This window comes from Marinomonas sp. 63XJN7_7_ISO-PGPR-S23-202 (assembly GCF_056173505.1).
The window spans coordinates 1109594-1121379 of sequence record NZ_CM149677.1 but is presented as its reverse complement, the minus strand read 5'-3'; the positions used below and the strand labels follow the sequence as shown (position 1 = coordinate 1121379).

Sequence of the window (11786 nt, the reverse complement as noted above, 5' to 3'; positions counted from 1 at the left end):
ACCATTACAAGGCACTGAATGATTCGGATTTCTTAAAAATTATTTAAATACGCTTCAATAAATTGCCCTTGGTTCGGTGCCTTAGGAGCCGTTTTAAAATCAAGAACATGATTGTTTTCATGCAATTTTAGCTTATCCGTAAATTCACAGCGGATTGCTTTGAACTGCGTCGCTGTTTTCTTAAACTCAGGCTTGCTCTCGCACTGATCAGCTAATTTAGTAGCGACTTGAGCACAGTAAGCGCCGATTGCATAGCTGCCTAAATCACCATCCTTCACGTTAGACCAATCGACAGTCGTCGGAATCTCAGCGCCACATTGTTTAGCCACATTTTTATCCGCTTCAGCAATGACCGCCTTTTGATCTTTTAGATGCTTTTCACGATTAAATGTTGCCAGTTTCGTTTGAATGCCTTGTTTAACTTGCTGATCGTATAGTGCGGATAGATTTTTCACTGCATCTGGCTCAGTTTTCTCTTTTTTACCTAGATAAATACCATCTCGGGTATCTGGTAAATATAATTTATAAGAACAACAACCGTAGTCATCAGATACATAAATCAATGATCTTAATGAACCATCGAACGTATATTTGTAGGCTTTTGAGCCACCTTGTGGCTTAAGCTCTGTCAACAACACCACACCATCAATATCACTATTCACTCCTGTGACTTTAATCAAAGCTTGAGTCTTATCCAAAGTCGGTGCAATCACGACATTAACGCCTTCGTTAGAAGTAAGTTCTGTCGGATACTTAGCAAGATCAAGAGCAAAAACGGAATGACTTAAAAACAATATAAATAACATCGCTATTTTTTTCATAAAAATTCCTTTTAAACAGTATTACTCTAAAAAATAAAATCGTGGAGAGTGTAAACAACTTCGTTAGTCAAACCAAGGTCACAACAAGGATATTCCCCCATCAACCACCAGAGTATGACCAACAATATAATTTGCTTTGCTAGAGGATAGAAACTCAATCACGTTGACAACCTCATCGGCACGGGCAAAACGCTTGATCAGCACTACGTCTATTAGCGCTCAAAACAAGCTAGGAGGATCTAGTCAGCGATCATTTAACTCAGTAATAACCTCATATATTGAACACTTGATTCATTGGCTAAGGCTTGATCTAAGCGATAGCCCAAATCTTGATACCAGCCAAAAGCGGTTTTATTAGACGGTTCAACACCTAGCACTAAGGTTTTAATAGAACAGTCTAGAGACACAGTTTCCATAAACCTCATCAATGCCCTGCCGATCCCCAAATGTTGACTGGTCGGCTTCACGTACATTTGAATAATTTCACCAGCGTCTGGCAATAGTGTTGTTTCAAAGGTTACACCACAAATTCCGACAAGCTCAGCATTGATAAACGCACCCACCATCTTTCCTTTCGTAGAGCCTTCCTTTATCAAGCGCTCAAAGTACAAGGTTGGCAAGGCTTTTTGCTGCTCATAATCCGCCGCAAAACAATCTGGATAATTGTTTAGAGCTTCTAGCCTAATCTCTCGATAAACACTGGCTTCATGGGGCTCAAGCAATCTTATTTGATACACCTATTTATCCTTTTTAAGAAAGCGCAAAGGCAACGGCTGCATCCGCATGCAGTTTTGTGGTGTCGTACAAGGGCACATGGGTATGACGCTGCTGCACCAACAGCCCAATCTCAGTACAACCTAAAATCACCGCTTGGGCGCCACGTTTATGAAGCAAATCAATGATGGCTAAATAGCGCTCTCGCGACTCCGTATAAATTTGCCCTTGGCACAATTCATCATAAATAATATTGTGCACGCACTCTCGATCCGCTTCACCAGGAACCACCACATCAATGCCAAAATGCTCGATTAAGCGATTTTTATAAAAGTCCTGTTCCATGGTAAAACGTGTTCCCAACAACCCCACCTTAGTAATGCCATCAGCTTTTAACGCGTCCGCTGTTGCGTCGGCTATGTGCAAAATGGGGATGGAAATCTGCTCGGCAATTTGAGGCGCCACCTGATGCATAGTATTCGTACAGATCAGTAGAAAATCCGCCCCACCCGCTTCGACAGACTTTGCCCCATTGGCTAAAATGGCAGCCGTTTCCTCCCACTTTCCCTCATGTTGTAAGGTTTTAATCTCCTCAAAATCCACGCTATGAAGACAAATTTTCGCAGAATGTAAACCACCTAATGCGGCTTTGATGCCTTTATTGAGCGCCTCGTAGTAAGTCACAGTTGATTCCCAACTCATGCCTCCTAACATGCCAATCGTTTTCATGATCTCTCCATATCGTTTTAGATATAAATAAACAAACACAGGTTGAAAATATTGGGTGGCATCGGGCGACATTTGCTTCTCGAAGCATTTAAAACACGCCTTAGATAGACAGCAACTTAATCTGCATTAACCCAAGTATTTTCTTTTACGTTATAATGGGTTACATAATGATCCGGTTGTAACTCATACTTATCATCTTCTGGGTAGAGCTTTGCTACCCCAATGTCTTCACCAGCAAAAGCTTTTATACTCTCAACATCCGTCCAATAAGTAATCAAGGTGATTTCGGCCCCTTCACTACTATCTCGATTAAATATTTGAGCGCCAAGAAAGCCATCCGTTTTAGCGGTATCTTTTACACCTGTTTCATATAAATACGCAATGAAGCCTTCTTCATGTATTGTTGGGCATTTGGCTTTCCATTCACGAGCAATCACTTACACCTCCTTAACCACTTCAATAAACCACTTTGGCTGCATCTCAGCAAAATCTGTTCGACTGTTAGAGGGGAGATAACTGGCAGAATCCAGAACGACAGGCTGACCGTTGAATCGCTTAAATACAACCCAATGCCAAAAATCCTTGCCATCTTCTTGATGATGCTTAATCGCTAACAACGCCAAATCCGGCAAGGCGTCCCAAGAGACAAATGGTGTTTCATTGTCAGAGGCTTTCACCCCGCATGCTAGCAACATGCGTCTAACATAACCCGTATCAGACCAGAGCGAGGTATCTGAGGCAAAAATACCTAAATCATTGGCGATTGTTTTCATTTGTGAATAGGTTTTGCCAACAATATTCGCCACTGACGCAATGCCACAGCCCGTCGCTTCTTCTTGGACCACAATAGTCAAACTCACTCTCCATTATTGATTTTTTATAAAGCACTCTCTCCAGAGCGCTTTATTTGGCAGCAAAATGCCTCCAGCCCGGCCTTTAGCATTCCTGACAATGCATGATTTTCAAGAATCCCCTCTTTATCCAGTTCGCTACTTAATAAAGGAATCGAGACAAACGCACTGTCGATAATGACACCCGACATAGTCGTTAATACTTCCCGCAAAGCCGCCAAACCGTGACTAGCTCGTGGCGAGGTATTAATCAACATAATGGGCTTATAGGGAAACTCTACCCCGCTGACCAACCAGTCCAATGCGTTTTTCATGGGGCCACTGATGCCGTGTGCGTATTCTGGACTAGCAATAATTAAACCGGAGGCTTGCATAAGCTGTGCTTTTAACCTCTGTAGTGCTGGAATCTGAGTCTCATCCAAATCAGGGTTAAACAAAGGAAGGGCTTTAATCTCACCTATTTCCACGATCACATCATCAGGTGAAAGCTCACCTAAGGCTTTAAGTGCCGCCGTATTATAAGAACATTCACGCAAACTGCCTGATAAGGCGAGTATTTTCATTCCTTCGATCCTTTCCTACCATTCAATTAATAACCTATGACTTGCCAACCACACACTGAACCAATAATTTCAATCGATCTACATCCGTAGGGTCATCATAAACATCGTAAAATAACTGATAAGCAACGGCATCATTTTCTTGCAAATAACGCAGGCTTTTCTTAGGGCCAAAAAACCATAACCCGCGAAGCTGAAAATAGATTTCTAATAACTCAAACTGCAACCAATGGCGTCGATATTTCCCTTCCAAGTCATCTAATTCAATTCGAGACAACATTTTAGAGATCCATTCAAAAGTATGTGAACGGTCTGTCTCATCTAATATTTCCGGCCCAGCCTCGATTCGCTCTTGTATCGCCGCAAGGTACTGACCACCAAGGCCTCGTTGATCCAATAAACAGATGCCATCACCAAAACGCAATGCATCGTCCGAGACTAAGGTCATCTTCTCAGAGGGATATACCCAAGCGTCCAAATACACGCCATGAAACAAACGCGCCTCTTTGGTTTCTGTAGCGCTATCTACAAAACATGCGATATCAATATCACTCGCCTGCGTCGCCTCGCCCCTTGCTCTAGAGCCGTAGAGAATAATGGTATGTGGCTGATAACGCTTTATCAGATCCTCAACAGCTAAACGAATCAGTTTATCCATAAAATAGCAGCCTCTTTACCTTGTTGAATAGATACAGATTTCATCATTTTTTACCCGCAGGTGTCTTGCTAGAGGGCTCAATCAACCCAGAGGCTGCGAGTCCCATTAAACGTCGAAATTTTGGACATTCCAAATGACTGGGGGCAGAACACACCGCAGCGTGTTTTAGTCCATCTCGCATTAAGGTTAACCTGCGAATGGATCTATCGAGTTCCTCGGCCTTGTCTAATAACATTTGCCTGTCTATTTGAGGCGGTGAATTAGCCTTCAACATTTGCGCAATGTCATCCAATGAGAAGCCGGCGGCACGTCCAAGAGAAATCAGCGCTAAACGATCTAGGACATTTTTATGAAATACTTGGCGCAATCCTCTGCGTCCAACCGACTCAATTAACCCTTTTTCTTCGTAATAGCGCAATGCCGACGCTGATATATTTGAGCATTTAGCCACTTCAGAAATATCCAAAACGTCCTCTTTACTTCAAGTTCACTTAAGGTTGTAAGCTATCACCACATCGGATCAAAAACAATTTATGGAGATATGTTATGAACGAGATAGTATGGATTATCATCATCGGAATAGGTGCGACCATTATCATGGATTTATGGGCACTGATTCGACAACTTTTCTTCGGTATACCAATAAATTACGATTTTTTGGGACGATGGCTTGGCACCATGAGAAATGGACACCTTCTGCATCAGAACATAGTGGCGTCACCGCCAATAAAAGGTGAACGTACTCTAGGATGGACGGCCCATTACCTAACGGGAATCATTTTTTCTGCATTACTAATAGCAATATGGGGAAGCGAATGGCTAAACAGACCAACCCTAATACCCGCTTTGTTGGTTGGTGTCGCGACCGTTACACTCCCCTTTTTAGTGATGCAGCCCTGTATGGGCGCAGGTATTGCCGCATCAAAAACACCAAGACCAACGATGACTCGTATACATAGCCTTGCCATTCATACGGTGTTTGGTCTTGGTCTTTATGGTTCAGGCTGGCTCTCTCATTTATTGCAGAGCTAATGAAAAACAACACAGGTAAAGAGCCCAGTTTCTCTTGCTAAGCTGGGCTCTCATAATAAATATCAAACTCCTCTTCATGTGTTTTTATAAAGCCATTATTGATATAAAAATCATTGGAGCGGCTGCCTTTAAGCGCACCTAACCGAACAGGCAACCCTTTTTTATGAGCCATTGAAACAATCTTTTGAAGCGCCAATTTACCAAGTGCTCTACCTTGATGTTCTGGCTTGATATACAGATGATCCAAGTAATGATGGTCTGCTTTGACGCGTACTACAAAGAAGCCCAATAACGTCTCATCATCCACTATTTTGAAGGTATCACTCGGCGTGAAGGTCTCTAGAAAACGGCTTCTCACTCGCTTTTCATCAAAACGACCTAATGCTTCGAGGCTTGGCCGCATCGCTAAAGCCCGAACTTCAGCTAATTCATAGCCATCTTCTTTAACCGCTTGTGTGTATTCCATACAACGTCCTTCAATGTATTAACAGACTTGCCACTTACCTCGTAAGCCAATGAGGTTACCAAAAGGATCCGCTACCTGGCACATGCCAAAGCCACTCTCTATTGCCATTGGACCACGGTATAAACTCGCCCCTATGGATTCAAAATGCCTCAAGGATGCTTCAAGGGAGTCAACAGACCAATACAGAACGGTTCCCGACTTTCCCGCTCCCACCTTTTCATCGGCCTGAACAATTTCTAGCAAAAACCCATTAATGTCCAAAACGGTAAAATCGAAATCAGCCAAGTATCTGGGTAACGCTGATGGAAACGCCTTTTGATACCAAGCTAACCCTAATGATACATCGGGTACATGCACTAATATTGCCGTAGGTGTCATACTCTCTCCGAGACTTTTACACACCTGCTGTGTAAAAGTTTCTTTCCCTAATAAACGAATAAAAAATCAGCTATACATTACGACTCATAGAACTATTAAAGGAATACATGCGAACTTCATCCCGAGGAAACCACCCAAGCATTTCATAAAAGCCTTGAGCATTTAAATTGTCGTTGTGAACAAATAAATGGGTTTTATGAATGCCAATCAATGCCAACGCTTTAATCGATTTATCCACAAGCGCTTGGCCAATCTTTTGACCACGCAATGGTAATGTAACAGCGAGATGCTGCAAGTAGCCACGTCGCCCATCGGTTCCCACCAATACAGCGCCGACAACCTCATCCTTATTCAGCGCTACAAAACTCAGCCCTTCATTGCGGTTAAGATAACGCTCAATACTCTCGCGTGAATCCGCCTCTCGTAACGACATGCTTTCCGTCTGACGCCACAGTTCAATAACAGCGTCGTAATCTGCTATGGTCATTTCTCTAATAACGATCATGTCTCACTCCAACAGCGACACGTGAAATACCCTTTATTTAATGGTCTATAGATAACCTCAACATATCTTTATGCCGTATTCCGCACTCGTAAATAGGCTCAGAATAGTGCTCAAGAAAGTAATCTTTGATAACAGAATCAACACGAAACCCTAATCGTTGATAATAAATTAATGGGTAACCAAAAGACCCTGTTCCTAGCTCCACACGAAACACACCCTTGGATTTCAACTGTGATAAGGTAAATTGTAACAGTTGGGAACCGATCCCCTGCCTCTGGTGGCTTGCTAAAACCGATATATTGAGTATTTCCGCTAACACATCCGACTTTCTCTGCACAATAGAGGCAGCAACCACCTGATGAGTATCTTTCGCAACAAAACACATAGAGTGATGCAGATAAGAGCGTATGTTTTCTTCCGAAGGATCCGCCTCAAGCAGTAATGAGATAGGGATCGTATCTGCTTGCACCTGAACATAATTCATAATAACTCCAATCAAACCACAGGACACTTTTAATCTATTGTGCTCTCTTGAAGCGGGTTACAATGAAAGATCTTTCCATTTTGGTAACATTGCTGATTATTTTTTACCTCTTGGTAATCACAATCACTCTATATAAATCAACCCAAATATGTCTAAAAAATAAATTGTGGTTAACATCAGAATAAAGACGATTAGGAAAGACACTATAGAAATACCAACGACTCTCCAGGTCGATTGCATTAAATCCCGTTACTAAAAAGTAGATGGCAGCAACAGGCCCTCCAAAAAAGCTTCCCCACATCATTTGCTTAGCTGTATAGATTTTTTCATTTCAACTTCCTATTAGAGAATTACCCTATAAAATGATGTCCAACATCATGCAAATACATTCCATAAACATCATCGCTCGGCCGCTCAGTCAAAGCAAGCCGAGTGAAACGCAATGCTACCCTTGAGTATTATCCAATGCTAATTGCTTAGCGGCTTTAAAGTCGAGTTTGCCGCTTCCTAAAATAGGCAACTCATCGACTTTAATAATCTCACTGGGCATCATCAAAGCAGGCATTTTCGCCTCGACCAAAGACTGGCGAATATCCTCTGGGTTCGCGTCATCCCCCACCAGTAAGATAACCCTTTCACCTTTTTTCTCATCAGGCACATTCACTGCCACCATAGATAAGTCAGTCGACTGTAGAATTGTCCGAATATGCTGTTCCACCGCACCTAAGCTAACCATCTCTCCACCTAGCTTGGCAAAACGTGAATAGCGATCCACCACAGTTAAATAGCCGTCTTCATCTAAGTGGCCTTTATCCCCTGTTTTGTACCAGCGTAATCCATCCATTTCGACAATCACATCAGCGATTTTTTCTGGATCCTCTAAATAGCCTTTCATAATTTGCGCTCCACCAATCAGAATCAGTCCATCTTCTCCAACGGGCAACGCTTCTAATGAATTCGGATCAACAATACGGAAGGTTGTGCCTGGTAATGCCATACCGACCGTCCCAGTACGAGCCGCTTCCTGCACTTGAGCCGTATCACGATTAATGTAGCCTGGCAGATTCACACTGGCCACCGGTGTGGTTTCCGTCGTGCCATAGCCTTCTAAGATCGTTTTACCAAACCGCTGGGTGAAAGCATCTCTTACTTGTGGGTCTAATTTCTCTGCACCGCTTACGACAGCTCGCAAACTACTGAACATAAGAGGATGAATACGACGATTTCGGGTGTACAGCCGTAAAAAGGTTGACGTAGCACACATCAAAGTCGCTTCATGTTTCGTTACTGCTTTGGCAATGTTTAAACCGTCGGTAGGATCGGGATGGCAAATCGCGGGAACGCCTTCAAGCAATGGTAATAACCCCGTGACAGTTAGACCAAAAGCATGAAACAGTGGTAATGTGGCCATAATTCGGTCATTGTCGCGCACATTTAACACATCAGACACTTGGCGAATATTCGCCATAATATTCCTATGGCTTAACACCACTCCTTTAGGCGTACCTTCACTGCCCGATGAAAACAAAATCGCGGCGGCATCATCTAACTCACAATGGGAACACCATAACCAATGCAACCAACTGGTGGGCAATAGTGCCGCCATAACAGCGGTACTCACCGCCTCGACTTTACTCAGCTCTTTATGGAAATCTTCTAGGTAAATAACATTTTTACCCGCCAATAATGCCTGACAATCAATGCCACGCTTTTTTAACTGCTGAATAAAACGATGGGCGGTGACAAAACTCTGAATATCCGCCTGTTTTACGGTATGAAGCTGCGCTTCAGGTGTGGACGTATAGTTAATGTTTACTATCGTCTTACCTGCCATTAATGCTGCCATATTAGCCGCTACGCCAGGAGAAGACGTTGGCACAAGTAGGCCAAGATTTTTCCCTGGAAGTTTTTTAATACGACGTTGCAATAATGCGGTCATGGTCAGTAGTTTTTGGTGGCCCAATGGTTCACCTTTACTGTCAACAATGGCCCAATCTGTTGGTTTTGCTTTCGCAGTACGAATCCACGAATGGGCTAAGGGCTCAAGCGTATCGGTATAATCGTTCCAGCTCGTCACTGACATCTCAAATACCTTTTGCTTCACTGTCTCCGCTGTGGAATGAATATCCATAGGCGTGCCAAACGCGATGGTCACATCCCGTTTCAGACCACTTTTTCTCAACTGAGACAGTTTTTGCGATGAACGGGAAAAGACGCTGCCCCACATACCCCGTAGATAAAAAGGCACAATGACGCCTTTTGCGTCTGCGCAAGCGCGCTCAAAACCGTGCTTAAATTCGCCAAGTTGCCCCAAATGACTGATCGCCCCCTCTGGAAACAAACACACCACTTCACCTTGGTTAAGTAACTCAGTCACTTGTTCTAAAGCCTGACGACTTTGCCCACCGGAAATAGGAATCACCTTATAGCGATCAAAAAACCACTTCAAATACCAACGCTGGTAAATACCTCTATCCATCACAAAATGCACATGACGTGGGCAGGCCATTTGCACCATAGCCCAATCCAACCAACTGATGTGGTTACCCAGTAACAAAACACCCTGACCTGACTGCTTTAAATGCTCTAAACCAAGCACATTAAGCCGATATTTACGGGCAAGAATAATGGCCATAACACCACGGAGTAAGGCTTCTGGAAGTATGTGAATGACGATTAACGTCCCAGCTAAAACAATGAATCCCAATCCCCACAGCAGGTAACTTACATCCAGATCGGTAAGTGAAAAGACAATAGTGAGACCTAAAAAGGCCAACATACCGATGTTTTGAATATAATTGCTGCCCGCCAAGGTGCGGCCTAGCTGATCATTCTTAGCGTGGAACTGAATCAACGCATTTAATGGCACACTAAACATAGCCCCAAACAGACCGATGATAAAAAAAGCACAGGCCAAGATAAGAAAAGAGTGTGCCATTGGGATGATAAAGGCACCAAGGGTCACCCCCGCGATCCCAACCGGAATAAGAGATAAATTGATTTGATTGCGTGACATGCTGTTGGCCCACATAGAGCCCAATAAAACCCCTATGCCGGACACAGCAATAGTTGCTTGAATAACAAAGGCGTTAGTCATTCCCAAATGCTCTTTGCTATAAGCGGGAAAAACGGCTAGTAGCACCTGACTTATAGACCAAAACAACGTCAAACCAAGAATTGATTGCCAAATAGCCTTATGCTTACCCAGCAAGGATATATTCTGTTTTAACGTGCGACCATGGGCATAGTTAGACCAGTTGAACGCCTCAGACGAGGTCACTGCATTCCCTTCCGGTAAGCGCAATGTCAAATAAAACTCAAAACAGGATCCGATAACAAGCAACCAGCCTAATGGCGCAATAGCACTGAATACACTATCAGGAGAATACATGCTCTGCATTGGTAGCAAGAGTTCAAATAAAGCAGAAAAGACCACAATACCACTTAAGATAGCAATCATGGTGACCCCTTGGATCCAGCCATTGCCTTCACTTAAGCGGTTCACTCCCGCCATTTCACGTATATAGCCATATTTAGCAGGGGAATAAATGGCACTTTGTAGCCCCAAAATAAAGGTAAAGGCAAAAGCCTCTATAAAGCGCCCATGGTAATAACACCACGTTATCATGAGAGTGATAAGAATCGCGATGGCAGCAGACATTTGCATCACGCGTTTTTTCTTATATCGATCAGATAAAAAGCCAGCAGGAGTCACTAATAAGATATAGGGTAATAACACTAAGGCATTGACTAATGCCGTCAATAAAACTTGATGACTGCCATCGTAACTTTTAAACAAAGTATTCTGAATAATAATTTTGTGGCCTAAATCTACAAAGCTATTGAGAAAAGCCACACTAATAAAAGCAGCAAAACCGCGAACCTTATACAAACTGTTCATTGGTGCTCTCCTGAATCCAATTAGTTAGATAATGAGTCAATAAGTTATCAATCAATGCATCCGTTTGATCCCCTTCAAGAAATAGCTTCCCTCGGGAACTCAGCGCGGCAATACCATGAACCCCACACCACAAGGTTCGTACCGCAAGCTGTAGTGACTCTTCACTGACATTGGCTGCTAATTGACGCAACGGCGCTTGAACAAAACCGAACAATTCGTTAACTGAATGAATTAACCAATCAGGGCAAATAATATTTTCTGGGGTGTGATGCTCAAACATTAACGCCCAACGATTAGACCACTCAGCGGAAAAGTTAAGGTAGGTTTTTGCAATAATACGCAAGGTTTCTTGAGGTAGGCGATTTACTTTTTCTTGTTCAATTTGAGTCGACAGCAGGGCATTCAACATGGCCATGGTTCGGCCATTGATGTGCCAGCATAAATCGTCCAAATTGGTAAAAACCAAATACAATGCACCAGCGGAATAGCCAATTTTCTGGGCAACTTTTCGTGCTGACAGTGCATGAATACCGCCTTCATCTATCAACTGTTCGCCAGCAATTAATGCCAACTCCTTTAACTCTTCTCGACTATGATCGTTACGGCGAGCCATTTTTCTCCCTGTTAAGACTTATTAAACACTGTTCAATAAATATAATGAACAGTGTTTAATAAGTCAAGAGAGTT

The 11786-nt window shown here is 43.0% G+C and carries 16 protein-coding genes; 1 reads left to right on the top strand and 15 read right to left on the bottom strand.

From position 1 onward, the window contains the following. Window positions 1–32 precede the first annotated feature (32 nt). From AC0VYG_RS05060 to AC0VYG_RS05020, 9 genes are all read right to left on the bottom strand, one after another. Window positions 33–821, bottom strand: coding sequence for a hypothetical protein (locus AC0VYG_RS05060; RefSeq protein WP_475431250.1), 789 nt, complete (start codon window positions 819–821; stop codon window positions 33–35). Between the two features lie 78 nt (window positions 822–899). Next, window positions 900–1025, bottom strand: coding sequence for an SDR family oxidoreductase (locus tag AC0VYG_RS05055; RefSeq protein ID WP_475431249.1), 126 nt, complete (start codon window positions 1023–1025; stop codon window positions 900–902). A gap of 50 nt (window positions 1026–1075) precedes the next feature. Then, the gene (locus AC0VYG_RS05050) at window positions 1076–1558 is read right to left on the bottom strand and encodes a GNAT family N-acetyltransferase (protein ID WP_475431248.1); all 483 of its coding nucleotides are present in this window, start codon (window positions 1556–1558) and stop codon (window positions 1076–1078) included. Window positions 1559–1571: 13 nt separating this feature from the next. Further along, entirely contained in the window at window positions 1572–2264 is a 693-nt protein-coding gene (locus AC0VYG_RS05045; protein ID WP_475431247.1) for an aspartate/glutamate racemase family protein, read from the bottom strand. A gap of 116 nt (window positions 2265–2380) precedes the next feature. Then, window positions 2381–2701: an antibiotic biosynthesis monooxygenase family protein gene (locus AC0VYG_RS05040; protein WP_475431246.1), complete on the bottom strand. Its 321-nt coding sequence runs from the start codon at window positions 2699–2701 to the stop codon at window positions 2381–2383. Continuing rightward, complete coding sequence (locus AC0VYG_RS05035) at window positions 2702–3118, bottom strand: hypothetical protein (protein ID WP_475431245.1); 417 nt, start codon at window positions 3116–3118, stop codon at window positions 2702–2704. It abuts the gene before it with no gap. Window positions 3119–3141: 23 nt separating this feature from the next. Then, window positions 3142–3678, bottom strand: coding sequence for an NADPH-dependent FMN reductase (locus AC0VYG_RS05030; RefSeq protein WP_475431244.1), 537 nt, complete (start codon window positions 3676–3678; stop codon window positions 3142–3144). A gap of 34 nt (window positions 3679–3712) precedes the next feature. Beyond that, a complete protein-coding gene (locus AC0VYG_RS05025) occupies window positions 3713–4333 on the bottom strand; it encodes a nucleotidyltransferase domain-containing protein (RefSeq protein ID WP_475431243.1) in 621 nt (206 codons plus the stop codon). Between the two features lie 43 nt (window positions 4334–4376). Then, entirely contained in the window at window positions 4377–4799 is a 423-nt protein-coding gene (locus tag AC0VYG_RS05020) for a helix-turn-helix domain-containing protein (RefSeq protein ID WP_475431242.1), read from the bottom strand. A gap of 80 nt (window positions 4800–4879) precedes the next feature. On the opposite strand from AC0VYG_RS05020, the gene AC0VYG_RS05015 reads away from it, so the two are divergent. After that, window positions 4880–5365: a DUF2938 domain-containing protein gene (locus AC0VYG_RS05015; protein ID WP_475431241.1), complete on the top strand. Its 486-nt coding sequence runs from the start codon at window positions 4880–4882 to the stop codon at window positions 5363–5365. A gap of 37 nt (window positions 5366–5402) precedes the next feature. On the opposite strand, the gene AC0VYG_RS05010 is transcribed toward AC0VYG_RS05015, so the two are convergent. The 6 genes from AC0VYG_RS05010 to AC0VYG_RS04985 all read right to left on the bottom strand — a co-directional run bounded on the left by AC0VYG_RS05010 (window position 5403) and on the right by AC0VYG_RS04985 (window position 11712). Further along, complete coding sequence (locus AC0VYG_RS05010; protein WP_475431240.1) at window positions 5403–5831, bottom strand: GNAT family N-acetyltransferase; 429 nt, start codon at window positions 5829–5831, stop codon at window positions 5403–5405. A gap of 18 nt (window positions 5832–5849) precedes the next feature. Continuing rightward, window positions 5850–6209 (bottom strand): VOC family protein, encoded by a 360-nt coding sequence (locus AC0VYG_RS05005; RefSeq protein ID WP_475431239.1) that lies wholly within the window; start codon window positions 6207–6209, stop codon window positions 5850–5852. A gap of 70 nt (window positions 6210–6279) precedes the next feature. Further along, window positions 6280–6714: a GNAT family N-acetyltransferase gene (locus AC0VYG_RS05000; protein ID WP_475431238.1), complete on the bottom strand. Its 435-nt coding sequence runs from the start codon at window positions 6712–6714 to the stop codon at window positions 6280–6282. A gap of 37 nt (window positions 6715–6751) precedes the next feature. Next, the gene (locus AC0VYG_RS04995; RefSeq protein ID WP_475431237.1) at window positions 6752–7198 is read right to left on the bottom strand and encodes a GNAT family N-acetyltransferase; all 447 of its coding nucleotides are present in this window, start codon (window positions 7196–7198) and stop codon (window positions 6752–6754) included. Window positions 7199–7643: 445 nt separating this feature from the next. Beyond that, entirely contained in the window at window positions 7644–11099 is a 3456-nt protein-coding gene (locus tag AC0VYG_RS04990; protein ID WP_475431236.1) for an acyl-[ACP]--phospholipid O-acyltransferase, read from the bottom strand. Beyond that, window positions 11083–11712 (bottom strand): TetR/AcrR family transcriptional regulator, encoded by a 630-nt coding sequence (locus tag AC0VYG_RS04985; RefSeq protein WP_475431235.1) that lies wholly within the window; start codon window positions 11710–11712, stop codon window positions 11083–11085. The genes AC0VYG_RS04990 and AC0VYG_RS04985 overlap by 17 nt, the downstream gene beginning before the upstream one ends. Between the last annotated feature and the right edge of the window lie 74 nt (window positions 11713–11786).